At 71.0% G+C, this 25004-nt stretch carries 22 protein-coding genes; 17 read left to right on the top strand and 5 right to left on the bottom strand.

Going from position 1 to position 25004, the window contains the following annotated elements:
• Nucleotides 1-145: 145 nt before the first annotated feature.
• The 7 genes from I1A62_RS45180 to I1A62_RS45150 all read left to right on the top strand — a co-directional run bounded on the left by I1A62_RS45180 (nucleotide 146) and on the right by I1A62_RS45150 (nucleotide 9199).
• A complete protein-coding gene (locus I1A62_RS45180) occupies nucleotides 146-559 on the top strand; it encodes a BlaI/MecI/CopY family transcriptional regulator (protein ID WP_015890703.1) in 414 nt (137 codons plus the stop codon).
• Nucleotides 560-585: 26 nt separating this feature from the next.
• Complete coding sequence (locus tag I1A62_RS45175) at nucleotides 586-1539, top strand: M56 family metallopeptidase (protein WP_206005003.1); 954 nt, start codon at nucleotides 586-588, stop codon at nucleotides 1537-1539.
• A gap of 225 nt (nucleotides 1540-1764) precedes the next feature.
• On the top strand, nucleotides 1765-3747 hold the full coding sequence (locus tag I1A62_RS45170) for a DEAD/DEAH box helicase (protein ID WP_124390962.1): 1983 nt from the start codon (nucleotides 1765-1767) through the stop codon (nucleotides 3745-3747).
• Nucleotides 3748-3879: 132 nt separating this feature from the next.
• Entirely contained in the window at nucleotides 3880-5331 is a 1452-nt protein-coding gene (gene gndA / locus I1A62_RS45165) for an NADP-dependent phosphogluconate dehydrogenase (RefSeq protein WP_219458288.1), read from the top strand.
• Nucleotides 5332-5478: 147 nt separating this feature from the next.
• Nucleotides 5479-6876, top strand: coding sequence for a DEAD/DEAH box helicase (locus I1A62_RS45160; protein ID WP_219458287.1), 1398 nt, complete (start codon nucleotides 5479-5481; stop codon nucleotides 6874-6876).
• 4 nt (nucleotides 6877-6880) lie between these two features.
• A complete protein-coding gene (locus I1A62_RS45155) occupies nucleotides 6881-7759 on the top strand; it encodes a DMT family transporter (protein ID WP_219458286.1) in 879 nt (292 codons plus the stop codon).
• 3 nt (nucleotides 7760-7762) lie between these two features.
• Nucleotides 7763-9199 (top strand): GuaB1 family IMP dehydrogenase-related protein, encoded by a 1437-nt coding sequence (locus I1A62_RS45150; RefSeq protein ID WP_219458285.1) that lies wholly within the window; start codon nucleotides 7763-7765, stop codon nucleotides 9197-9199.
• A gap of 71 nt (nucleotides 9200-9270) precedes the next feature.
• Here the strand turns inward: I1A62_RS45150 and I1A62_RS45145 are convergent, their stop codons facing one another.
• The gene (locus tag I1A62_RS45145; RefSeq protein WP_257890695.1) at nucleotides 9271-9513 is read right to left on the bottom strand and encodes a hypothetical protein; all 243 of its coding nucleotides are present in this window, start codon (nucleotides 9511-9513) and stop codon (nucleotides 9271-9273) included.
• On the opposite strand from I1A62_RS45145, the gene I1A62_RS45140 reads away from it, so the two are divergent.
• The 3 genes from I1A62_RS45140 to I1A62_RS45130 are packed head-to-tail and all read left to right on the top strand — an operon-like array spanning nucleotide 9506 to nucleotide 12822.
• The gene (locus I1A62_RS45140) at nucleotides 9506-10876 is read left to right on the top strand and encodes a hemolysin family protein (protein WP_219458283.1); all 1371 of its coding nucleotides are present in this window, start codon (nucleotides 9506-9508) and stop codon (nucleotides 10874-10876) included. The two genes, I1A62_RS45145 and I1A62_RS45140, sit on opposite strands and share 8 nt — an antisense overlap.
• Complete coding sequence (locus I1A62_RS45135) at nucleotides 10869-11957, top strand: hemolysin family protein (RefSeq protein ID WP_219458282.1); 1089 nt, start codon at nucleotides 10869-10871, stop codon at nucleotides 11955-11957. Before I1A62_RS45140 ends, I1A62_RS45135 begins: the two co-directional genes overlap by 8 nt.
• 4 nt (nucleotides 11958-11961) lie before the next feature.
• Nucleotides 11962-12822, top strand: a complete 861-nt coding sequence (locus I1A62_RS45130) for a 3-methyladenine DNA glycosylase (protein ID WP_219458281.1) — start codon at nucleotides 11962-11964, stop codon at nucleotides 12820-12822.
• 79 nt (nucleotides 12823-12901) lie between these two features.
• On the opposite strand, the gene I1A62_RS45125 is transcribed toward I1A62_RS45130, so the two are convergent.
• Nucleotides 12902-13531, bottom strand: a complete 630-nt coding sequence (locus I1A62_RS45125; protein ID WP_219458280.1) for a maleylpyruvate isomerase family mycothiol-dependent enzyme — start codon at nucleotides 13529-13531, stop codon at nucleotides 12902-12904.
• Between the two features lie 90 nt (nucleotides 13532-13621).
• Here I1A62_RS45125 and I1A62_RS45120 point away from each other — a divergent pair, with 90 nt between their 5' ends.
• Nucleotides 13622-14089 (top strand): OsmC family protein, encoded by a 468-nt coding sequence (locus tag I1A62_RS45120; protein ID WP_124390952.1) that lies wholly within the window; start codon nucleotides 13622-13624, stop codon nucleotides 14087-14089.
• Entirely contained in the window at nucleotides 14086-15117 is a 1032-nt protein-coding gene (locus I1A62_RS45115) for a nucleoside hydrolase (RefSeq protein ID WP_219458279.1), read from the top strand. Before I1A62_RS45120 ends, I1A62_RS45115 begins: the two co-directional genes overlap by 4 nt.
• Here the strand turns inward: I1A62_RS45115 and meaB are convergent.
• The 3 genes from meaB to I1A62_RS45100 are packed head-to-tail and all read right to left on the bottom strand — an operon-like array spanning nucleotide 15106 to nucleotide 20289.
• Entirely contained in the window at nucleotides 15106-16110 is a 1005-nt protein-coding gene (gene meaB / locus I1A62_RS45110; protein ID WP_219458278.1) for a methylmalonyl Co-A mutase-associated GTPase MeaB, read from the bottom strand. The genes I1A62_RS45115 and meaB overlap by 12 nt on opposite strands.
• A gap of 1 nt (nucleotide 16111) precedes the next feature.
• Entirely contained in the window at nucleotides 16112-18376 is a 2265-nt protein-coding gene (gene scpA, locus I1A62_RS45105; RefSeq protein WP_219458277.1) for a methylmalonyl-CoA mutase, read from the bottom strand.
• Nucleotides 18373-20289, bottom strand: a complete 1917-nt coding sequence (locus tag I1A62_RS45100; protein ID WP_219458276.1) for a methylmalonyl-CoA mutase family protein — start codon at nucleotides 20287-20289, stop codon at nucleotides 18373-18375. Before I1A62_RS45100 ends, scpA begins: the two co-directional genes overlap by 4 nt.
• 117 nt (nucleotides 20290-20406) lie before the next feature.
• Here I1A62_RS45100 and I1A62_RS45095 point away from each other — a divergent pair, with 117 nt between their 5' ends.
• The 5 genes from I1A62_RS45095 to I1A62_RS45075 all read left to right on the top strand — a co-directional run bounded on the left by I1A62_RS45095 (nucleotide 20407) and on the right by I1A62_RS45075 (nucleotide 24999).
• The gene (locus tag I1A62_RS45095) at nucleotides 20407-21225 is read left to right on the top strand and encodes a PaaI family thioesterase (RefSeq protein WP_219458275.1); all 819 of its coding nucleotides are present in this window, start codon (nucleotides 20407-20409) and stop codon (nucleotides 21223-21225) included.
• Nucleotides 21226-21274: 49 nt separating this feature from the next.
• Nucleotides 21275-21985, top strand: a complete 711-nt coding sequence (locus I1A62_RS45090) for a TVP38/TMEM64 family protein (RefSeq protein ID WP_257890694.1) — start codon at nucleotides 21275-21277, stop codon at nucleotides 21983-21985.
• A gap of 59 nt (nucleotides 21986-22044) precedes the next feature.
• Nucleotides 22045-22626 (top strand): SatD family protein, encoded by a 582-nt coding sequence (locus I1A62_RS45085; RefSeq protein ID WP_219458274.1) that lies wholly within the window; start codon nucleotides 22045-22047, stop codon nucleotides 22624-22626.
• On the top strand, nucleotides 22623-23150 hold the full coding sequence (locus I1A62_RS45080) for a hypothetical protein (RefSeq protein ID WP_219458273.1): 528 nt from the start codon (nucleotides 22623-22625) through the stop codon (nucleotides 23148-23150). Before I1A62_RS45085 ends, I1A62_RS45080 begins: the two co-directional genes overlap by 4 nt.
• Nucleotides 23151-23268: 118 nt before the next feature.
• The gene (locus I1A62_RS45075) at nucleotides 23269-24999 is read left to right on the top strand and encodes a fatty acyl-AMP ligase (protein ID WP_219458272.1); all 1731 of its coding nucleotides are present in this window, start codon (nucleotides 23269-23271) and stop codon (nucleotides 24997-24999) included.
• Nucleotides 25000-25004: the final 5 nt, after the last annotated feature.

The raw sequence follows: 25004 nt of genomic DNA, 5'->3' as shown, positions 1-25004 counted from the left end.
GAACGAAAGCTTGCCCGGCGGGTCGGCCGCTAGCCAACCCGACCGTATCCACCCGTTCGGACTATGGCCAATACCACACGCCGTGACGCAGTTTTACTACTACCAGTAGTACGTATCTGCGTCGTCGTATCCGTAGAATCGATTTATGGCTGGACTCGGCGAACTCGAACGCGCAGTGATGGATCACCTGTGGTCCACTTCGGAACCGCAGACGGTACGGCAGGTGCACGAGGCACTGGCGGCACGCCGTGAACTCGCGTACACCACTGTCATGACAGTGCTCCAGCGGCTGGCGAAGAAGCACCTCGTCATCCAGCAGCGCGACGACCGCGCCCACCGGTACCTGCCGGTGCACCAGCGTGAGGAACTCGTCGCGAGCCTCATGGTGGACGCCCTGCAGCAGGCGGACAAGTCCGGCAGCCGCGCCGCCGCACTCGTGCACTTCGTCGGTCAGGTCGGCGCCGACGAGGCCGACGCGCTCCGCGAGGCCCTCGCCGCGCTCGAGGCCAAGGAACGCACTACAGGAGACAATCAGTCGGGAACCGTTCGCGCCGGCTGACGTTCGTCATGCATGATGAGTAGGACATGGACGCCACCACCGCGCTGGTCTTCGGAGTACTCGCACTTCTTCTCGCAGGGCCTGTCCCTGCGCTGCTGAGTCGAGCCCGATGGCCGCATCACGCCCCCCGAGCAGCACTCGTGCTGTGGCAGGCGATTGCCCTCGCCGCGGTCCTGTCCGCGTTCAGTTCGGGACTCGCGATCGCCAGCCAGCTCCTCGTCCCCGGACCGGACGGCCGCCCCACCACCGCACCGGTCGCCGAGATCGACGCCCTCGGCCTGCCCCTGTGGCTGCTGTACGTGGTGGTGTTCGCGCTCACCCTCCTCGTCGGGGCCAAACTGATCTTCGCGATCGTGCAGGTCGGTGTCCGAACCCGGCGCCGACGCGCCCGGCACCGCATGCTCGTCGACCTCCTCGACCGCTGCGACTCGACGTCCCCCCTCGCCCGGACCCCCGACCTGCGGGTCCTCGACGTCACCGAGCCCATCGCCTACTGCCTGCCCGGGCTGCGGCAGCGGGTCGTGCTGAGCCAGGGCACGTTCACCAATCTCGACGACGCCGAGATCACCGCGATCCTCACCCACGAGCGGTCCCACCTGCGGGCCCGGCACGACCTCGTCCTCGAGGCCTTCACCGCCGTCAACGCCGCCTTCCCCACCGTGGTGCGCAGCAAGTCCGCGCTGGGATCGGTCCAGTTGCTGGTCGAGATGCTCGCCGACGACTCTGCCGTCCGCGCCACCGGGCCCACCGCTCTGGCCCGCGCCCTCGTCGCCTGCTCGGGGTCGATCGCCCCGAAGGGCGCCATGGCCGCCGGCGGTCCCAGCACCCTGCTGCGGGTGCAGCGCCTGGCGTCCACGGAACAGGGCACCCGGGTCGCGCTCGCCGCCTACGCGGCGTCCGTGGCCATCCTCGTGGTGCCGACCATCGCCGTCGCCGTCCCCTGGCTCACCGAACTGAGCCGGTTGTTCAGCGCCGTATAGTCGCCCACCTCACAGTCCGCCGGGTTCGATAACCGGGCGCCCCGTCGCGTACACTGGTCGGCGGTCGCCACTGCGGCCCATCAACACTGAAACGGCACACAGCCCAATTCCCCGCACTTCCGCGAATGGATTGACCAGGTGACATGTGCCCTGGCTCGTCCCTTTGTGCGTGCTGCATGACAGCCCCCGCTCCGCGACGCGCCCTATGCCCGGAGAGGTACCCGCGTGACCAACGCTGTCCAGACGACGTCTGCCCCACTCGAGCAGGCCGAGACCGACACCCCTGACCAGAACGCCACCGAGGCCGACACGGCCACCGTGACGTTCGCCGAGATCGGCCTGCCCGCACCCTTGGTGCAGGCCCTCGCCCGCAACTCCATCACCGTCCCGTCGCCGATCCAGGCGCTGTCCGTCCCGGACGCGCTGGCCGGCACCAACGTCCTCGGCCGCGCACAGACCGGATCGGGCAAGACCCTCGCTTTCGGCCTGCCGATGCTCGCCCGGCTCGCCCGCCACGAGGACCGGCCCGCCCCCAAGCGGCCCCGCGCACTGGTGCTGGTCCCCACCCGGGAACTCGCATTCCAGGTCGTCGACTCCCTCAACTCCTACGCCGGTGCGATGGGACTGACCGTCCGCCCCGCCGTCGGCGGCACCCCGTTCACCAAGCAGGTCGACCAGCTGCGCCGCGGCGTCGACATCCTCGTCGCCACCCCCGGCCGCCTCGGTGACCACCTCCGTCAGGGCACCTGCATCCTCGACTCCGTCGAGATCACCGCCCTCGACGAGGCCGACCAGATGGCCGACATGGGCTTCCTGCCCGAGGTGCGGTCCATCCTCGGCGAGACCCCGGCCGACGGCCAGCGTCTCCTGTTCTCCGCCACCCTCGACCGTGAGGTGCAGTCGCTGGTCCGCCAGTTCCTGCCCGACCACGTGCAGCACTCCACCGAGGACGGTCGCGCCAGCGTCGACACGATGGAGCACTACGTGCTGCTCGTCGACCGCGGCCAGAAGGACAACGTTCTCGCCGAGATCGGTGCCCGCGAAGGCCGCACGATCATGTTCGCCCGCACCAAGCTCGGCTGCGAGGGCATCACCGACCGCCTCCGCGCGGTGGGCATCGCCGCCGAGGCCCTGCACGGCGGCAAGGCGCAGAACCAGCGCACCCGGGTCCTCGAACGCTTCAAGAACGGCCGCACCCCGGTGCTCGTCGCCACCGACGTCGCCGCCCGCGGCATCCACGTCGACGGCATCGACCTGGTCGTGCACGTCGATCCGCCGGCAGACCACAAGGACTACCTGCACCGCGCAGGCCGGACCGCCCGCGCAGGCGAGAAGGGCACCGTCGTCGCGATCGTGCTCCCCAACCAGAAGCGCACGTTCCGCCGCCTCACCGGCATGGCGGGCGTCGACGCCACCGCCGTGCCCGTCACCCCCGGCTCGGAGAAGCTGGCCAGCATCACCGGCGCCAAGGCGCCCAGCGGAGAACCGGTGCGCGACACCTATTCCCGCGGTGAGCGTGGCGGCGACCGCAAGTTCGGTGACCGCGGCCCCCGCCGCGAAGGCGGATACGCCGGACGCGACGGCGGCGGGTACCGCGGCAACCGCGGATTCGACGGTCGCGGCTCCTCCGATCGGGGCGGCCCGCGCCGCGACGCCGGGGACCGCGGGGAGCGCAGCTACGGCGACCGCCCGTCCGGTGGTCGCAGCTTCGAGGGCCGTGGTGGTTACGAAGGGCGGGGCAACGAGGGCCGGAGTTACGAAGGGCGGGGTTACGAAGGCCGCGGCCCGCGCCGCGACCAGACCGACAACCGGACCGGCGGCTACCGGGGCGACCGCCCGCAGCGCGACGGCGACAACCGCGGTGGGTACCGCGGCGACCGCGACAACCGGACGTTCTCCGATCGGGCTCCGCGCCGCGACTTCGGGGACAGCGCACCCCGGCGCGACTTCGGCGACCGTGGCGACAGCCACCGCGGTTCCGGCGAGCGCAGCTTCGACCGCAGCGCCCCGCGCCGCGACTTCGGCGACAACCGCGGCGCCGCAGGCGGGTTCCGCCGCGACGACCGGCGGGACGACCGCCGGGACGATCGGCGCCCCGCGGCCACGTCGGAGCGGCGTCCCGCGTCGACCGGCGGCGGGTTCCGCAGCCGCACCGACCGTCGCTCGTACGACGGCTTCGACGGCCCGCGCCGGGAGCGCCGCAGCTGATCGAACAGTGCCGTGACACGAAGGCCGGCCGTCGCATGTGCGACGGCCGGCCTTCGTGTGTTTGGCTTAGCCGGTCGAGCTTTTCGTAGCCGCCGATTTCACTACCGCCGAGCGAGAGGGAATGCTGTATCCATGACTATCGACAACACTGAGGGTGCCCGCGCGCAGATCGGCGTCACAGGCCTGGCCGTCATGGGCTCGAACATCGCCCGCAACTTCGCCCGGCACGGTCACACGGTCGCACTGCACAACCGCAGCATCGCCAAGACCGACGCCCTCATCGAAGAGCACGGCAGCGAGGGCGACTTCGTCCGCACGGAAACCATCGAGGAGTTCGTGGCAGCGCTGCAGAAGCCGCGCCGCGTGCTGATCATGGTCAAGGCCGGCGACCCCACCGACGCCGTCATCGAGGAACTCGCCTCGGCGATGGAGCCCGGTGACATCATCATCGACGGCGGCAACGCCCTGTACACGGATACGATCCGCCGCGAGGCGTCCCTCCGGGACCGTGGCCTGCACTTCGTCGGCGCCGGCATCTCCGGCGGCGAGGAGGGCGCACTGAACGGCCCGTCGATCATGCCGGGCGGACCGAAGGAGTCCTACCAGGCGCTGGGCCCGCTGCTCGAGTCGATCGCCGCCCAGGTCGACGGCACCCCCTGCTGCACGCACATCGGACCCGACGGGTCCGGGCACTTCGTGAAGATGGTCCACAACGGCATCGAGTACGCCGACATGCAGCTCATCGGCGAGGCGTACAACCTGTTCCGCGACGCCCTCGGCTACGACGCCGACCAGGTCGCCGACGTGTTCACCGAATGGAACTCCGGCGACCTCGAGAGCTACCTCGTCGAGATCACCGCCGAGGTGCTGAAGCAGAAGGACGCGAAGACCGGCAAGGCCCTCGTCGACGTGATCGTCGACGCCGCGGAGCAGAAGGGCACCGGCCGCTGGACCGTCAAGTCTGCCCTCGACCTCGGTGTCCCGGTCACCGGCATCGCCGAGGCCGTGTTCGCCCGCGCCCTGTCCGGGTCCCGCGAGCAGCGCAAGGCCGCGGTCGGTCTGGCCTCCGGCCGGCTGGCCGACAAGCCCGCCGACGCCGCCCAGTTCACCGAGGACATCCGGCAGGCCCTGTACGCGTCGAAGGTCGTGGCCTACGCGCAGGGATTCGACCAGATCGCGGCGGGCAGCGCCGAATACGACTGGGACCTGCACCCCGCCGACCTGGCGACGATCTGGCGTGGCGGCTGCATCATCCGCGCCCGATTCCTCAACCGCATCAAGGACGCGTACGACGAGAACCCGAAGCTGCCGAGCCTGATCCTGGCCCCGTACTTCCGGGACGCCATCGAGACGGCCATCGACAGCTGGCGCCGCGTGGTGTCCACCGCCACCCTGCTGGGGATCCCGGTGCCGGCGTTCGCGTCGTCGCTGTCCTACTACGACGCCCTGCGCGCCGAGCGGCTGCCCGCCGCCCTGACGCAGGGGCAGCGGGACTTCTTCGGCGCCCACACCTACGAGCGGGTCGACGCCGAGGGTAAGTTCCACACCCTCTGGAGCGGTGACCGCAGCGAAGTGCAGGCCTGACCCTCCCCGATCGACCGTCCCCGGCCGTGGCGTACCGCAGGTACGTCACGGCCGGGCCGCGATGTGGGCAGACCACGGCCGAGCCGCGCCGTGGGACCACGGCCGAGCCGTCGGATGCCCCGCCGCGGAGGCGGTAGCCTTCTGGATATGCCCGAAGACGAGTTCGCCTCGCCCGCACCGGTGGGTGAGACGTTCCTCGCGCTCGGTCTCCCCGCGGTGATGACCCACGCCCTCGCCCGCGGCGGCATCGCCGCGCCGTTCCCGATCCAGGCGGCCACCATTCCCGACGTCCTCGCCGGCCGGGACGTGCTGGGCCGGGCACCGACCGGGTCCGGGAAGACTCTCGCGTTCGGGTTGCCTATGCTCGTGCGGCTCAAGGGCGCAGCCAGCAGGCGCGGGTACCCGCGCGGCATCGTGCTGGTGCCCACCCGCGAACTGGCGCTGCAGATCGAACGCGCACTGGACGAGCCTGCCCTGTCGGTGGGGTTGCGGGTGGCGAACGTCGTCGGCGGCGTTCCGATCAAACGGCAGGTCGAGACGTTGTCGCGGGGTGTCGACCTGCTGATCGCGACGCCGGGGCGCCTCGCCGACCACCTGGCGCAGGGCTCGGTGTCCCTGGACGACGTGACGGTGCTGGCGCTCGACGAGGCCGACCACATGGCGGATCTGGGGTTCCTGCCGCAGGTCACGGCGATCCTCGACAAGACCCCTGCCGGCGGGCAGCGGCTGCTGTTCTCGGCGACGCTCGACGGGGAGGTCGACACCCTCGTCCGCCGGTACCTGCACGACCCGGTGACGCATTCGACGGCGCCGGCCGCGGCGGCAGTGCCGACGATGCGGCACCACCTGCTGTACGTCGACCGGCAGGACAAGTATTCGGTTGTGGCACATATCGGTTCACGACCGGGCCGGACGCTGATGTTCGTGCGCACCAAATACGGCGTGGACCGGGTGGCGCAGGAACTGCACGCCGCCGGCGTCGCGGCCGGGGCCCTCCACGGCGGCAAGGCCCAGAACAACCGCACCCGCACCCTGGCGTCGTTCGCCGACGGCAGCACCCCGGTCCTGGTGGCCACCGACGTGGCGGCCCGCGGCATCCACGTGGACGGCATCACCCTCGTCGTGCACGTCGATCCGCCCACCGAGGCCAAGGACTACCTGCACCGGGCGGGGCGCACCGCCCGTGCGGGCGAATCCGGTGTGGTGGTCACCCTCGTCACCGAGGACGAGCGGGACGCGGTGGAGAAGCTGACCCGCAAGGCCGGTCTCGACATCACGGGCACCCCGGTGCGGCCGGGTGACCGGGTGCTGGCCGAGCTCACCGGGGCGCGCCGCCCCACCGGGAAGGCGGTCGCCGCACCGGACACCCGGGCGCCGGCGCAGGACACCCCGAAGAAGGGCAGGCAGGCGCACGACCCCGCGGGTCGCGCCGCCCGTCGCGGCAGGCCCGGCGACAGCGGAGCGGCCCGGTCGGGTGCCCGCCGCGGCCGGAAACCTGGACCCGCGTCAACTCCCCACGGACACCGCAACCGCGGGGCACACTGAGAGCATGTCCCTGCCGTTCGCGTCGGTCGTGTGCGCGCTGATCGCGGCGCTGATGTTCGCGTGCGCGTCGGTCGCGCAGCAGAGTGCGGCGTCCGAGGTCCCCGAGGACGCCGCGTTCCTGTCCACCCTGCTGCGCAGTCCCCGCTGGTGGGCCGGCATCGTCGGCGACGGCGGCGGCTACGTGATGCAGGCGGTGGCGCTGGCGCTGGGGTCGGTGCTCGTGGTGCAGCCGCTGCTGGTCACCGCACTGCTGTTCGCGTTGCCGCTGTCGGCGAAATTCTCCGGGTACCGGCTCAGCCGCACCACGTGGGTGCTCGCCGTCGCGCTGGCCGTCGCGCTCGCGATCTTCCTGGTGATCGGCGACCCCACTGAGGGCAACATCGACGCCCCGTTCCGGGAATGGGTGGTGCCCCTCGGCATCCTGCTCGCCGTGGTGGCGGTCGCGGCCGCGGCGGGAATGACGAAGATCGACCCCGGGTGGCGGGCCCTGCTGCTCGGCGGGGCGGGCGGCATCCTCTACGGGGTGGCGGTCGCATTCACCAAGTACGTCGTCGAACTCGTCCCCCGCGGGTTGTGGGCGGTCCTGAGCAGCTGGCAGGCGTGGGCGCTGGTCGCCGCCGGGCTGGCCGGGGTGTATCTGCAGCAACGCGGCTTCCAGGTGGGGCCACTGTCCGCCTCCCTGCCCGCGCTGACCATCGCCGAACCGCTCGCCGCCGTGTTCCTCGGCATGACCGTCCTCGACGAACGCCTGCGGGTCGAAGGCCCCGGACTCGTGGTGGTCGGCTGCTCGGTCGCGGTGATGCTGGTGGCCACGATCGGACTGTCCAGGTCGCAGGCCCAGCGGACATCCGACACCGCTGCAATTTCCCCGGTATCGTCCTGAAATGTGCAGTTCCTCGACGGGCATCGCCCTCCCTATGACCTGACGTACGACGACGTGTTCCTGGTGCCGAACCGCACCGAGGTCACGTCGCGATTCGACGTCGACCTGGCCACCGCGGACGGTTCGGGCACCACCATCCCGATCGTCGTCGCCAACATGACGGCGGTGTCCGGGCGCCGCATGGCCGAAACCGTCGCCCGCCGTGGCGGTCTGGTGGTCCTCCCACAGGACCTTCCCGCCCGCGCGGTCGCGGAGACCGTGGCCTTCGTCAAGAGCAGGCACCTGGTCGCCGACACCCCGGTCACCCTCGGCCCCGACGCGGCCGTGTCCGACGCGCTGGCGCTGCTGCCGAAGCGGGCGCACGGCGCCGTCGTCGTCGTCGAGGAGAACCGTCCCGTCGGTGTCGTCACCGAAGCCTCCTGTGCGGACGTCGACCGGTTCGCGCGACTGCGCGCGGTGGCGCTGACCGACTTCGTCACCGCCCCCGTCTCGGCGTCGCCGCGGGAGGTGTTCGAACTACTCGACGGCACGCACGACGCCCTCGCCGTGATCGTGCACCCGGACGGCACCCTCGCCGGTGTCCTCACCCGCACCGGCGCGATCCGGGACGGCATCTACCAGCCCGCCGTCGACGGCAACGGGAAGCTGCGGGTGGCCGCGGCCGTCGGCGTCAACGGCGACGTCGCCGCGAAGGCGCGCGCCCTCGTCGACGCCGGGGCCGACCTGCTGGTCGTCGACACCGCGCACGGTCACCAGCAGAAAATGATCGACGTCCTCGGCGCACTGAAGAAGGCCGATCTCGGGGTGCCGCTGGTCGCCGGCAACGTCGTGTCCGCCGCCGGTACCCGGGACCTGATCGACGCGGGCGCCGACATCGTGAAGGTCGGGGTCGGGCCGGGTGCGATGTGCACCACCCGCATGATGACCGGGGTCGGCAGGCCGCAGTTCTCCGCCGTCGAGGAATGCGCCGCGCAGGCCCGCGCGATGGGTGCACATGTGTGGGCGGACGGAGGCGTCCGTCACCCCCGCGACGTGGCGCTCGCCCTGGCCGCGGGCGCGTCGAACGTGATGATCGGGTCGTGGTTCGCCGGCACCTACGAGTCACCCGGCGACCTGCGCGTTGACCAGTCCGGCAACGCGTACAAGGAGAGCTTCGGGATGGCCTCCAAGCGTGCGGTGGCGGCGCGGACCGCTACGGACACCGCATTCGACCGGGCCCGGAAAGGGCTGTTCGAGGAGGGTATTTCGAGTTCCCGGATGCGCCTGGACCCGGAACGTCCCGGCGTCGAGGACCTGATCGACCACATCTGTTCCGGGGTGCGCAGCACCTGCACGTACGCGGGCGCGCGGACGCTGGCGGAACTGCACGAGCGGGCTGTTCTCGGTGTGCAGTCCGCCGCCGGGTTCGCGGAGGGCCGCCCGCTGCCCGCCGGCTGGTGACGACCGCATCCTGAAGTGCCGGAGGGTGTCCTGTTCCACGGAACCGGACATCCCCCGGTATCATGGGTCGCTCAACCACACCAGTTCTCGGCGCCGGACCCGTCCGGGCCGTCGAGGCCGAACGAGAGGACTCCGGTGCCCGCGGCACCCACATACGCAGCAAGCGCTCCACCCGCCGTCTCCGGGAGTGTCGTCCCCTCCTGCCCCGTGGAATCGGACTCCGATTCCGCCGGTTCGGAGGGCTCCTCTACCGAGCCGGGTGACAAACCCGGCGACCCCCGTTCCTCCGCTCGGCGGCGATGACCCATGGACATCGCGCTCAGCATTCTCGCTCTGCTCGGCTTTCTCGCCCTGACCGCGGGTACCGCGTTGTTCGTGGCGGCGGAGTTCTCTCTCACCGCCCTCGAACGCAGCACCGTCGACGCGCACGCCCGCACCGGTGACCGGCGGGCCCGGCAGGTGCAGCACGCCCACCGCACCCTGTCGTTCCAGCTGTCGGGGGCGCAGCTCGGCATCACGATCACCACGCTGATCACCGGCTACCTGTCCGAACCGGTCCTCGCCCGCTTCATCACCCCGGTGCTGTCCGCGATCGGACTCAGCGAATCCGCCGCCGCGGCAACGTCTCTGGTGATCGCCCTGATCCTCGCGACGTCGTTCTCGATGGTGTTCGGCGAGCTCGTGCCGAAGAACCTCGCCATCGCGCACCCCCTGCCCACGGCGCGGGCGACGGCCGGGATGCAGGCCGCGTTCTCGCTGATCTTCAAATGGGCCATCAACGGGCTCAACGGAAGCGCGAACTGGCTGGTGCGACGCCTCGGCATCGAGCCTGCCGAGGAGTTGCGTTCCGCGCGGTCCCCGCAGGAACTCGGTTCGCTCGTGCGGACGTCCGCGCAGCGCGGCGCCATCGACAAAGGCACCGCACTGCTGGTCAACCGCTCGCTGCGGTTCGGCGAACGCACCGCGGAGGAACTGATGACCCCGCGCGTGAAGATCGAAACCCTGTCCACCACGGACACGGTGGCCGACCTGATCGACACCGCCGCCCGCACCGGATTCTCCCGCTTCCCCGTCGTCGACGGCGACCTGGACGACGCCGTCGGCATCGTCCACATCAAGCACGCGTTCGCTGTGACCGCGCATCGCCGCCGCACCACCCGCCTCAACACGCTGGCCCAGAAGGTGCCGGTGGTGCCGTCCAGCCTGGACGGCGACACCCTGATGGAACGGATCCGGTCCGACGGCATGCAGGTCGCGTTCGTCGTCGACGAATACGGCGGCACCGCCGGGATGGTCACGATGGAGGACCTGATCGAGGAAATCGTCGGCGACGTCCGCGACGAGCACGACGAACCGGAGATCGACGTCCAGCGGATCGGCGACGGCTGGTCCTGCTCCGGGCTGCTGCGCGTCGACGAGATCTCCGAGACCACCGGCTACACCGCCCCCGAGGGGGAATACGAAACCCTCGGCGGTCTCGTGCTCACCGAACTCGGGCGGATCCCCGACGAGGGCGACGAGGTGCAACTCCCGCTGGCCGAGGGCACACACGACCCCGGCGGCCGGTGGGTGGCCACCGTGACCCACATGGACGGCAGACGCATCGACCGGGTGCTGCTCACCCCGAAACCCGACCACACCATCGACACCGGCAGCGAGGAGGACGACGATGAGTGACCTTTTCGGTGTGCTGCTCACGTTCGTGCTGCTCGCCGGCAACGCCTTCTTCGTCGGCGCCGAGTTCGCGCTGATCTCGGCCCGCCGCGACCGGCTCGAGGCCCTCGAATCGCAGGGCAAGAAACGCGCCCGCACCGTGATCCTCGCGGGCGAGAACCTGTCGCTGATGCTGGCCGCCGCGCAGCTCGGCATCACCATCTGCTCGATCCTGCTCGGCAAGGTCGCCGAACCGGCGATCGCGCATCTCCTCGAGGTCCCGCTGCACGCGGTCGGGCTGCCCGCCGGACTGCTGCACCCGATCGCGTTCACGATCGCGCTGGCACTGGTCGTGGTGCTGCACATCCTGCTCGGTGAAATGGTGCCGAAGAACATCGCATTGGCGGGCCCGGAGCGGACGGCGATGCTGCTGGTCCCGGTGCACCTGCTGTTCATCAAGCTGGCCCGGCCGCTGATCTCGTTCTACAACCTGTGCGCCAACCTGACGCTCCGGATGCTGCGGGTGGAGCCGAAGGACGAACTCGACGTCACCGTGTCGGCGGTCGAACTGTCCGAGATGATCGGCGAATCCCGTTCCGAGGGACTGATCGACGCGGAGGAACACCGCCGGCTCACCCAGGCGCTGGAGACCACGGACCGCACGGTCACCGAGGTGATGATCCCGCTGAGCGAGGCGCGGACCATCCCGCTGACCGAGGGCGGCACCCGGCTCGGCGCCATCGAGCAGGCCGTCGTCGAGACCGGCTACTCCCGGTACCCGGTGCGCGCCGAGGACGGGTCGCTGGTCGGGTATCTGCACCTGAAGGACGTGCTCGACGACATCCTCGACGAGGAGGCCGGACCCGAAACCCTGATTCCGCGGTCGGACATCCGCCCGCTGCCGCGGATGTCGACCACCACCCCGCTCGCGGAGGCACTGGCCAGTCTGCGCCGCGCCAGTTCCCACCTGGGGGCTGCGGCGGACCCGTCGGGACAGATCGTCGGCATCGTCGCCCTCGAGGACCTCGTCGAGGAATACGTGGGCACCGTCCGCGACGGCACCCACCGCAACAACGGCGTCAATCCGGGACAGCGAACGAGCTGATCGGATGAACGTTCTGGACGCGTCGGAATGGATCCCTCGCCGCGACCGGCACCGGGCGCGGGTGTCCGCGCTGATCGGGCCCCACCTGGAGCGGCGCGACCGCGGGGAGAGCCACCCGGTGAACGACTTCCTGTTCACCTATTACAGCTACCGGCCGAACCAGCTGCTCCGCTGGCACGCCGGGTGGGGCACCGTCCTCGCCGGCGCGGACGAGTACGCCGAACTCCGCGGGTATCACCGCACCGACGCCGGGGTCGCCGTCGACCCGGAGTTCCTCCGGCGCCGCGCGGACACGGTCGCCTTCACCGCACGACTGATGGAGGCGACCACCGCGCGGCCCACCCACCTGTCCTGCTTCGGTCTGCACGAGTGGGCGATGGTGTACCGGTCCGAGGAGGTGCGGCACGGCGGCGTGCCGCTGCGGCTCGGGGCGGGCGGCACCGACTCCGTGGTGGAGTCGCTGCAACTGCGCTGCACCCACTACGACGCGTACCGCTTCTTCACCCCGGCCGCCGAACCGCGGAACAGTGTGCCGCTGACCCGGGCCGACCAGCTGGAGCGGGAGCAGCCCGGGTGCCTGCACGCGTCCATGGATCTGTACAAGTTCTGCTACAAGCTGGCGCCGATGATCGACTCGGACCTGACCGTCGACTGCTTCCAACTGGCGCTCGCCGCACGGGAACTCGACATGCGGGCCAGCCCGTACGACCTCAGCGGGTACGGCTACACCCCGATCCCGATCGAGACCCCGCACGGCCGCGCCGAATACGTCCGGGAGCAGGCGGCGCTGGCCGCCCGCGCCGCCCCGCTGCGGGCCGCGTTGCACGACCGGTGCCGCCGGTTGCTCGCCGCCGTGGGGCTGTGACTCCCCCGCTGCCTCACCGCGCACGGCAACCTGGTGACGGCCCGGCCCTGGGGCGGCGACGCCCCCGCCTGGCCCGGGCTCAGCCCGTCGCCGTGAACCGTGCGCTCGGTTCCCCGCTCAGATGCCCCGGCGGCAACCGGCGACCGCACAGCACGAGGAGCAGGTCCTGGGCGGAACCGCGCAGCGGCGCACCCGCACCGAAGGTCCAGGTCCGATCGTCCGCGGTCAACTGCACGTCCGTCAGGTCGACGCCGAAGTACTTCACGTGCTTCGGGCCGACGCCGTCGAGGACCCGGTCGAGGCGGTCGTCCGGGACCCGCCTGCCCAGGCCGAGCGCGACCGACACGTCGAGACCGTGGATCACATCGTGCGACAGTGCCCCCTCGAAGCCGCCGCCCGGCGGCGTCCACGGGTGCGTGACGTTCTCCTCCAGTGTGCGCAGCAGCGCATCGGCGGTCAGGGTCCGAGCGTCCTCGCGGGCCTGTGCGTCCGACATCCGGTTGAATTTGCCGCGCGCCTTCACCATCTTCAGCAGGATCCGCGGCGTCGAAAGGCGGTACGGCATGGTGATGTGCGCGATCACCTCCCGGGTGCGCCACCCCGCGCACAGCGACGGCGCGTCCCATTGCTCCGGCGTCAGTCCCGCCAGCATCGACGCCAGGTCGCGCCGCTCCCCTGCGACCCAGTCCGGGGCCGTGTCCCGTGCCATGTCCGCCTCCTCCGGTCGCCGTGTGATGCTCTACGTGAACAGACCGTGCCCGCCCGCGAAACTCATCGCGCGGCCGTGAAGAATGGCCGGGTGAGCACACACGACTACACGCTGACGGTCACCTGGACCGGCAACCGCGGCGCGGGAACGTCGGGCCCGGACACCTACGACCGGGACCACGTGATCGCGGCGGCCGGGAAACCGGATCTGCCGGGCAGCGCGGACCCGTCGTTCCGCGGCGACACCGCCCGCTGGAATCCGGAGGAACTGCTCGTCGCGTCGCTGTCGCAGTGCCACATGCTCTGGTATCTGGGCCTGGCCGCCGCGGCCGGCGTGGTCGTCGTCGACTACCGGGACGACCCGACGGGCACGATGGTCGAACACCCGGACGGCGCAGGCGAATTCACCGAGGTGGTGCTGCATCCCACGGTGACCGTCGCGGAGGCGGCGATGACCGCGCGCGCCGAGTCGCTGCACGCCCGGGCGCACGCGAAGTGCTTCATCGCCCGGTCGGTCGCGTTCCCCGTGCGCCACCGCCCGACGGTGGTGACGGCGTGAGCAGGCAGCGGCTGATCGTCGACGTCGACACCGGAATCGACGACTCCCTCGCCCTGCTGTATCTGCTGGCCAGCCCGGAGGCGGAGATCGCGGGCATCGCCAGCACCGCGGGCAACGTGCCCGTCGAGCAGGTCGCGGCCAACAACCTGAACTGGCTCGAACTGTGCGGGGCACCGGACGTCGAGGTGGCGCTCGGCGCCCGGGTGCCGCTGGCCTGCCCGCTGCGCACCACCGAGGACACGCACGGCCCGCAGGGCATCGGGTACGCCGTCCTCCCGGCGTCCGGGCGGTCGCTGTCCGAGCGGGACGCGACCACCCTGTGGGTGGACCTGGTCCGGGACGCTCCCGGGGAGCTGACGGGGCTGGTGACCGGGCCGCTGACGAACCTGGCCCTCGCGATCCGCGAGGAACCGGAACTGCCCCGGCTGCTGCAGCGCCTGGTCGTGATGGGCGGGGCGTTCAACCACCCCGGCAACACCACCCCCACCAGCGAATGGAACGTGTCGGTGGATCCGGAGGCGGCCAAGGAAGTGTTCGACGCCTTCTCCGGTCTCCCCGAGGGCAGGCGGCCCATCCTGTGCGGGCTGGACGTCACCGAGACGATCGAGATGACACCGGACCACGTGCGGCGGCTGGCAGAGGCGGCCGGCAGCACCCCCGCCGAGATCATCTCCCCCGACGACGGCCCGCAGGTGCGCTCGACCGCGAGCAACGCGGTGATCCGGCACCTGTCCGACGCCATCCGGTTCTACATGGACTTCCACCGCACCCACGACCAGGGATTCCTCGCGCACATGCACGACCCGTTCGCGGCGGCCGTGGCGCTGAACCCGGCGATCGCACGGACCCGGCCTGCGACCGTCGACGTCGAACTGCACGGGCGGCTCACCCGGGGCACCACGGTCGCCGACTGGGTGGGCCACTGGAACCGGGAACCCAACGTCGACATCGCGGTGAGCACCGACCCGGCCGCGTTCTTCGACGATCTCGTCGACCGGGTCGGGCGCTTCGCGAAATCAGTCGGCTGACGCGTCCGCACCGTCGAACGCGTCGAGGATCTCGGCGGCGGCCAGCGACGCCGTCAGGGATCCGTCCCGCACCCGCTGTTCGACGTCGCCGCGGATCGCCTTGACCCTCGTGTTCGACGCGAGGCGGCGCAGCAGCTGGTCGTTGACCATCGTCCACGTCCAGTCCACCTGCTGGCGGCGCCGGTTCTCCTCGAACTGACCGGCCGCGGTCAGCACCTCACGGTGCTTGCAGACGGTATTCCAGAAGTCCTCGAGACCGACACCCTCGAGACCGCTCATCGTGATCACCGGGGGCGTCCAGACGGCGTCGTGCGGGTAGATCAGGCGCAGCGCCCCGGCGAGTTCCCGGGCCGCGCCCTTCGCCTCCCGCTCGTGCTTACCGTCCGCCTTGTTCACGGCGACGAGGTCGGCGAGTTCGAGGACACCCTTCTTGATGCCCTGCAACTGGTCGCCGGTGCGGGCCAGGGTGAGGAAGCAGAAGCAGTCCACCATGTTCGCGACCGTCACCTCGGACTGCCCGACACCGACCGTCTCGACGAGGATCACGTCGAAACCGGCCGCCTCGAGCAGCACGATCGTCTCGCGGGTCGCCTTCGCGACCCCGCCGAGGGTCCCCGACGTCGGGGACGGCCGGATGTAGGCGTCCTTCTCGACGGTCAGCCGCGCCATCCGCGTCTTGTCACCCAGGATCGACCCGCCGGTGCGCGTCGACGACGGGTCGACGGCCAGGACCGCCACCCGGTGCCCCTGCCCGATCAGGTGCATCCCGAGCGCGTCGATGAACGTGGACTTCCCGACACCGGGCACCCCGGTGATCCCGACCCGGTGCGCCTTCCCCGACTCCGGCAGCAGCTCGAGCAGCAGCCGCTGCGCCGCCTCCCGGTGATCGGTGCGGGTGGACTCGACCAGGGTGATGGCCTTCGCCAGGCCGGCGCGCTGATTGGCGCGCACGGCCTGGGCGAGGGCATCGATGTCGACTGGAGGGCGCCCCATGCTATTCCGGGGTGCCCGTCAGGTCGTGGCCGAGCTGCGCGGCCAGCTTCTCGAGCAGACCGCTGGCGGCGTCCGCGATGACCGTCCCCGGCGGGAAGATCGCCGCGGCACCGGCCTCGTACAGTTCGGCGAAGTCGCCGGGCGGGATGACGCCACCGACCACGATCATGATGTCGGGGCGTCCCACCGCCGCGAGTGCTTCCCGGAGCGCAGGCACCAGCGTGAGGTGACCTGCGGCCAGCGACGACACACCGACCACGTGGACGTCGTTGTCGGCCGCCTGGTTGGCGACCTCTTCCGGGGTCTGGAACAGCGGTCCGACGTCCACGTCGAATCCGATGTCCGCGAAGGCCGTGGCGATCACCTTCTGGCCGCGGTCGTGACCGTCCTGCCCCATCTTCGCGATGAGGACACGGGGACGCCGGCCCTCCTCCTCCGCGAACTTCTCGACGAGTTCGGTTGCCTTGTTGATGTTGTCTACCTTCCCGGCCTCGTCCCGGTACACCCCGCTGATGGTGCGGATCTCGGCCTGGTGACGCCCGTACACCTTCTCCAGTGCCTCGGAGATCTCCCCGACCGTGGCCTTCGCCCGGGCCGCATCGATCGCCAGCGCCAGCAGGTTGTTCTCCATGCCGCCCTCGGTGGCGGCCGCGGCGCGGCTCAGTTCCGCGAGCGCCGCCTCGACGGCTCCTGAGTCGCGGTCGGCGCGCAGCCGGTCCAGTTTCTCGAGCTGTTCCTTGCGGACCCGCGAGTTCTCGACCTTGAGGACCTCGATCTCGTCGGCCTCGTCCGGCACGTACTTGTTGACGCCGATCAGCGGCTGCCGACCGGAGTCGATGCGGGCCTGGGTGCGGGCCGCGGCCTCCTCGATGCGCAGCTTCGGGATGCCCTCGCTGATCGCCTGCGCCATGCCGCCGGCCTCTTCGACCTCGGCGATGTGCGCACGCGCCCGGTTCGCCAGCTGGTGGGTGAGCCACTCGACGTAATGCGAACCGCCCCAGGGGTCGATGGGACGGACGGTCCCCGACTCCTGCTGCAGCAGCAACTGGGTGTTGCGGGCGATGCGGGCGGAGAAGTCCGTCGGCAGGGCGAGGGCCTCGTCGAGTGCGTTGGTGTGCAGCGACTGGGTGTGCCCCTGCGTCGCCGCCATCGCCTCGACACACGTGCGGGCCACGTTGTTGTACACGTCCTGCGCGGTCAGCGACCAGCCCGACGTCTGCGAGTGGGTGCGCAGCGACAGCGATTTCGCGGACTTCGGTTCGAACTTCGCGACCAGTTCACTCCACAGCAGGCGGCCGGCGCGGAGCTTCGCGACCTCCATGAAGAAGTTCATGCCGATCGCCCAGAAGAACGACAGCCGCGGCGCGAACTTGTCGATCTCCATGCCGGCGTCGAGGCCGGCGCGGATGTATTCGACACCGTCGGCGAGGGTGTATGCCAACTCCAGGTCGGCGGTGGCTCCGGCCTCCTGGATGTGGTAGCCGGAGATGGAGATCGAGTTGAACTTCGGCATCTTCGCGCTGGTGTACGCGAAGATGTCGGAGATGATCCGCATCGACGGCTTCGGCGGGTAGATGTAGGTGTTGCGGACCATGAACTCCTTCAGAATGTCGTTCTGAATGGTTCCGGCCAGCTGCTCCGGGGCGACACCCTGCTCCTCGGCGGCCACGACGTACAGCGCGAGGATCGGCAGCACCGCACCGTTCATGGTCATCGAGACGCTGACACTGTCGAGCGGGATGTGGTCGAACAGCTGACGCATGTCCAGGATCGAGTCGATCGCCACCCCGGCCATACCGACGTCGCCCTGCACCCGCGGGTGGTCGGAGTCGTAGCCGCGGTGCGTGGCCAGGTCGAACGCCACCGACAGACCCTTCTGCCCGGCCGCGAGGTTGCGACGGTAGAAGGCGTTGGATTCGGCGGCGGTGGAGAAGCCCGCGTACTGGCGGATCGTCCACGGCTGGTTCACGTACATGGTGGGGTACGGCCCTCGCACGAACGGTGCGGCGCCCGGGAAACTGCCGAGCGGGTAGCCCTCGGCCTCGGCGGCGTCCCGGTCGGACTTGGTGTAGACCGGTTTGACGTCGATGCCCTCGGGGGTGGACCACACCACCTGTTCCGGGCTGTAGTGGTTCGCCGCCGCGGCGGACGCGATCAGCTCGTCCGTCTGCTCCGGCGTCGGAGCGGACGGCTGCGGAGACTGCGGATCCTCCAGTGGCACTTCGGCGAAGCTGCCGATCGCGTGCTTGACCTCGCGAGTAGTCACTTCTTGCTCCCTGTGTCGCCCGAGGAGTCGCTCGGGCTCTCGATGGTGTCGAGCAGGCCGGACAGGACCGAGACTGCGTCGATGCGGGCGGTGACGAATCCGTCGGGCCGGGCGGCGCCGTCCGCGTCGGCGACGACCTTCTCCGGGCCGGCGAGCAGCACGGTGCCGATTCCGGCGGCGCGCAGCTCCTCCACCGCGGCCGTGGCCTCGGCGGCGTACCGCTTGTCGGTGCCGCAGATCACGGCGATCCCGGCGCCGGAATCCTTCGCGGCGGCGGCGATGCTGCCGTCACCGATCGCGAGGGGTCCGGGGTTGAGGGCCTCGATGCCGCCCGACGCAAGCAGGTTCGCGGTGAACGTGGTCCGCACGTTGTGCTCGGCGACGGGTCCGAGGGGGGCCAGGAACACGGTGGGTCGCGCACCGTGGGCCGCCAGGTAGGCGTCGGAGCGGTCCCGCAGTGCCTCGAACGCGGCGGCGTACCGGGCGACACGGCCCGTGTCCGCGGCGCCCGCGGGCAGCGGAGCCTCGCCGAGGTTCGGGAACTCGTTGACCCCGGTGACCGTGGTCTTGCGGTGCGCGATGTCCGAATCACGTTGCGCACGCGTGGAAGCGATGCGTTCGCCGATCAGGCCGGCGTCGAGTGCGGCGAGGTAACCGCCCGCCGCCTCGATCTGCTGGAAGAACTCCCACGCCTTGGCCGCGACCTGCTGGGTGAGGTCCTCGACGTACCAGGATCCGGCTGCGGGATCGAGCACCCGGCCGAGGTGCGACTCCTCGAGCAGCAGCAGCTGGGTGTTGCGGGCGATGCGCGCGGCGAAGGTCTTCGACACCCCCAGCGCCCCGGCGGGCAGCGCGGAGTCGAACGGCAGCACCGTGACGGCGTCCGCGCCGCCGACGCCGGCACCGAACGCGGCGAGGGTGGTGCGGAGCATGTTCACCCACGGGTCGCGCTGCGCCATCATGGCGGCGGACGTGACGGCGTGCTGCGGGGCGCCACCGAAGTCGGAGGCGCCGCACACCTGGGCGATCCGCGCCCACACCAGCCGCGCGGCACGGAACTTGGCGATGGTCTGGAACTGGTCGTCGGTGGCCGAGAACCGGAAGCCGAGCTGCCCGAGCGCCTGCCCGATGGTCAGTCCACTCGCGGTGAGTGCCCGCAGGTACTCGAGGCCCGCCGCGATCGACGCGCCGAGTTCCTCGGCGTCGGAGGCGCCGGCGTCGTGAAATGCGGTGCCGTCCACCGCGATCGCCCGCACGCTCTCGGACCGGGCCGCGGACTCGGTGGCGAGGGTCACCGCGTCGCCGAGTTCCACGTCGGCGGTACCGGCGAACGCACTCGTCAGCGGTGCGGCCCCGAGGTCGACGCGGACCGCCGTGCGGTCGGTGACCCCGTCTCCGGCGGCGGCACGCGCGTCGAGCAGCGCGAACAGCGCCCGCGCCGCGAGCGGTGCGTCGGTGCCGGCGTCGAGGGTCAGCGGGGCCAGGTCGAGGAGCACACCGTCGAGGGCCGTCTCCAGGGACCGGATGGGAAGGTCGGCGCCGCCGACGGCGAGCCAGAGGGCACTGACACCGTTCTCCAGGGAGTCCAGGACGGCGCGGTTGACGTCCGCTGCCTCCGCGCCGTCACCGAAGCGGGCGCTGACCAGCCAGCCGGCGTTGACGTCGCGGGTGGCGTCGGCGCCGCGCACGTAAGGGAAGGTGCCGGGCAGGGGCTGCTCCGGGCGCTCGTCGCGGGGGCTGTAGAGCGGTGCGACGGTGACACCGTCATAGGTGACGGTCTCGAGGAGCTTCTGGGGTTCCGGACCGAGTTCCGCGGCGTCGATCCGACGCGACTTCGCGAGGACTCCGGCCACGGAGTGCTGCCAGTCGGCGTACGCCCGCGCAGCTTCCTCGGTTTCTGAAGCTAGTGACACGGTGTCGGCTTCCTCTCCCTGATGAGCGATCGATCAATACGTTGTGTGACTGTGATGCTAGCCGCAGATCGGCGCCCCCTATCGTGAGGATCACCACACGATGAATAACCTCAGGTCATGAGCATTGCGCACGAACCGGCGGTGACCGGTCGCACGAACACCCAGCGGCTGTTCGGGCTCGGTGCGCCGACCCGGGACGTCGACGACCGCGGCGAACCACTCAATCGTATGAGCATGGACATCTCCGCGCTCGCCGCGAAGACCGCCGACATCTCCTACGGCGGCGTCCTCGCCGTGCTGCTCGACGACCTCCTCGGATTCACCGTGTGGGACCGGCGCGGAACACGCGACGGCCTGGTCACGGCCGAGTTGTCGATGGACGTCGTCACGCCGCGGCGGTGGCAGGGCCCGACGCTGCGGGCGGAGAGCCGGCTCCTCGCGGTCACCGCCGACGGCGGCACCTCCACCGCCCAGGTCCACGATGCGGCCGGGACCCTGATCGCCACCGGCACCCTGTGGGGCAACTTCGTGGACCTGCCTGCGCCGGCGCCGGACGGTGCCGCCCTGCCCGAGTTCCCGGAACCGGGGGTCGCGCCGCTCGACTGGATCGGCGGGCGGGTCGAGGACGACGGTGCGCGGGTGGTGGTGCCGGCGAACCCGCTGATCGCGAACAAACTCGGGTTTGTCCACGGCGGCGTCCAGGCCTGCGCGACGGACCTCGCCGCGAGCGCGGCCCTGAGCGGGCAGGGCGCGGACATGGACACCGCTTCCGTGCGGATCAACTATTTCCGCCCGGTCCCCCTGGACTGCGACACGACGTTCACCGCGGACGTGGTCCGGGCGGGCCGCGCGGTGGCGACGACCCGGGTGGCCGGGACGTCGGGCGGGCGGGTCTGCGTCGAGGCGACGGTGACCGGGCGCCGCCGCCTGCCCTGACCGGCGCTCGCGGCGCCCCACAGCGGTCTCCCGGGTAGCCTGGTGCCCTGTGAAGAGACGCCTCGGGGACCGCAGGGTGATCGGCGTCGCAGTATTGGCAGTCGCGCTGGTCGTCGTGGCGCTGCTGGCCCCGCATCCGTCCGTGCTGCAGGTGCGGGAATGGGCGCACTCCGTCGGTCCGGCGTTCCCCCTCGTCTTCTTCGCTGTGCACGCGGTGGTGACGGTGTTCCCGTTCCCCCGCACGGTGTTCACGCTCAGTGCCGGATTGCTGTTCGGCGCGTGGCTGGGCATCGCGATCGCGGTGCTGGCGTCGACACTGAGCGCCGTGCTCGCCCTCTACCTGGTGCGTGCCGTGGGCCGGGACGTGGTGTGGCAGCGCATCTCCAACCCGACGATCCGGCGGGTGGACGAGCGGATCGCCCGGCGCGGCTGGCTCGCGGTCGGGTCGCTGCGGCTGATCGCGTTCGTCCCGTTCTCGGTGGTGAACTACTGCGCCGGCGTATCCTCGATCCGGCTGGTCCCGTACGTGCTGGCCACGGTGATCGGCGTGCTGCCGGGAACCGTCGGCATCGTCGTGCTCGGCGACGCCCTCACCGGGGAGACGAAGCCGGGACTCCTGGTGCTGTCCGCAGTGTGCATCGCTCTCGGCATCGCCGGGCTGGTGGTGGATTCGCGGCGGCCGCTGGACGGGTCCGGCGACGCGGTGCCGGAACCGGCCGTCGACCGCCCCGCCGAGGACGAGTCAATCCCGCAGCCTTGAACTATTGAAGTCAAGCTTTGAGTCTTGACATCGAGATATCCAGTTTCTAACCTTGACCCATGTTCGTGTTGACGGTCGACCAGCGCGGCAGTCGCCGCGACATCGACCGTGTCGCCCAACTCCTCACCGAATTCGCGCACCGCGACCTCGTCCGCCCCTTCCAGCGGACCGCCGGCGACGAGGTCCAGGCCGTCGTCGCGGACCCGGCGACCGTCGTCGACCTCGCCCTCGACCTCGTCGCACGCGAACACTGGAGCATCGGCATCGGCGCCGGACCCGTCGAGGAACCCCTCCCCGCCGAGACCCGGGCCGGTCGCGGTCCCGCGTTCGAATCCGCGCGGGTCGCCGTCGACCGCGCCAAGAGCGCCCCCGGCCGGGTGGCCGTCGAGGGTTCCGACCCGGACGGCGCCGCCGACGCGGACACCGCGCTCGCCCTCGTCGCGGTCCTCGTCGCCCGCCGCACCGAGGAGGGCCGCGAGGCCGTCGAGCAGATGCGCCGCGGCGCCACCCAGACCGAGGCGGCCCGCGCGCTGGGCATCAGCAAGCAGGCCGTCTCCCAACGACTCTCCACCGCGGCCTGGCACGTCGAGACCGCGGGACGACGACTGGCCGAACGACTCCTACGCAAGGCGGACACGTGACGACCCTCGCCCTCCTCGCCCTCGGCGTCGCCGCGCTCGCACCCCTGGTGCTCGCCGCGCCCCGCGGGCCCCGCTGGATGTCGCAGTGGGCGGCGCCGATCGTGGTCGTGCTCGCCCTGGCCGTCGCGGCGGTCGCCGCGTCCGCCGCCGCACCGGTCACAGGGTTCGCCCTCGCCGCGACCCTCGTCCTGTGCGTCGCGGCCGCGATCACCGGCGGGGCGCCCCTCGTGCTGGCCGCGTTCCACATCGCGCGCCGCCAGCCCGACGCCGGATCCGACCCGCGACCCGACGCCGGGCCGCTGCGCGGCGGACGGATCATCGGCCTCCTCGAGCGTGCCGCCGTCGCCGTCTCGATCCTCGCCGCCTGGCCGGAGGGCATCGCCGTCGTCCTGGCGGTCAAGGGACTGGCCCGCTACCCCGAACTGCGCGAACCGCACGCGTCGGAACAATTCATCATCGGCACGTTCACCAGTGTGCTCTGGGCGATCGCGGTGTGCGGAACGGGACGCGCCCTCATCACGTAACCCCTCCAGGTCCGGAAACATTCACCCCGGGGGTGCGTGAGACCAGCCCTGGGGGTGCTGGGTTCCCGCCTCGGCGCGGACGAGAGTCGTACTCGTCCAAGCCCGAGGGAGACCATCCGTGCCTACCGATTTCGTGTCACACGTCCGCGCCCAGGTCGCCGTGTACGGCGACGACCGGTCCTACGTCTACCACCGTGAGGTCGGCCGGGAACTCGTCACCGAGACGGTGACCTACCGCGAACTGGACCGGGACGCCCGCGCGCTGGCGGTGTGGCTGTCGACGCGGCCCGAGTCCGCACACCCGGTGATGCTGCTGTACGTCGACGGAATCGACTTCCTCCGCGCGTTTCTCGGATGCCTCTACGCCGGGGTGGTCGCCGTGCCCGCTCCGGTCCCGCACGACGCGCGCAGCATGCAGCGGGTCGCGACGATGTTCGCGGACGCCGACGTGCACCTCGTGCTCACCACGTCCGCGGTCGCCGAACCGCTCGACAGCTGGATCCGCGAGTCCGGGCTCGCCGCCACCGACACCGCCGAACTCGGCGACCCCGACCACTGGCGCCTACCCGGCCTCGACGCAGGCACCCTGGCCTTCCTCCAGTACACGTCCGGTTCCACCAGCGAACCGAAGGGCGTGATGGTGACCCATGGCAACCTGCTGCACAACGCGGCGGCCATCACCGACGCAATCGGTGGCGACGACACGGTGACCGTCGCCGGCTGGCTCCCGCACTTCCACGACATGGGGCTGATCGGCATGCTGCTGTCGCCGCTCTACGCCGGCGGGAACCTCGCGTTCATGTCGCCGATGGCCTTCCTCAAACGGCCGGTGCGCTGGTTGCAGCTGATCGACCGGTACCGCGCCGACATGACCCTCGGCCCGAACTTCGCGTACGACCTCGTCGCCCGACGGATCCCGGACGACCAACTGGCCGGACTGGACCTGTCCTCGGTGCGGGTGGCCCTGAACGGGGCCGAACCCATCCGGCCCCGCACCCTCGACGCCGTGATCGACCGGCTCGGGCCCGTCGGTTTCCGGGCGGGCGCCTTCCTGACCGCATACGGCATGGCCGAGGCGACCCTGCTCGCCACCGCCAGCGAGGTCGGCTGCGCTCCAAGATATCTCGACGTCGACGCGGCCGCGCTGGAGCGCCACGAACTGACCCCGAAGGCCGGCGGCGCCCGGCTGGTCGGCAGCGGCAGGCCGTTCGGCTGCGACATCCGCATCGTCGACCCGGACACCGGCCGGGAGCAACCGCCCGGCCGCATCGGGGAGATCTGGATCTCCGGCGGCAGCGTCGCCGCCGGCTACTGGAATCGGCACGACGAGACCGCGGAGAAGTTCCACGCCACCCTCGACGGCGACGGACCGTACCTGCGCACCGGCGACCTCGGGGTATTCGACGACGGGCACCTCTACGTCACCGGCCGCCTGAAGGACCTGCTGATCGTCAACGGCCGCAACCTGTACCCGCAGGACGTCGAGGAGGCCGTGCGGGACGTGCATCCGGCGCTCACCGGTTCCGCCGGGGTGGTGTTCTCGCTCGACACGGGGCAGCACGAGCGGCTGCTGGTGATCCACGAGGTCAGGACTGCGCTGATCGACGACCTGACACTGCCCGCGCTCGCCCGCCGGATCAGGCTCTGCGTCGCCCGGACCTTCGACGTCCACGCGCCGAGCGTGGTGCTGGTCGACCGGCGCGGCGTGCACCGCACCACCAGCGGGAAGGTCCAGCGCAGATCGATGCGCGCCTCGTTCCTCCGGTCCCGCGTCGACGCCGTCCTGCACGAGGACATCGACCCGGCAGTGCAGCGCCTCCGGACCACCACCACCGCCGTGCCCGCCTGACCCCG

The organism is Rhodococcus sp. USK10, assembly GCF_019378875.1.
GTDB classification, from domain to species: Bacteria; Actinomycetota; Actinomycetes; order Mycobacteriales; family Mycobacteriaceae; genus Rhodococcus_F; species Rhodococcus_F pseudokoreensis.
This window is presented reverse-complemented; position numbering and strand designations above follow the sequence as displayed.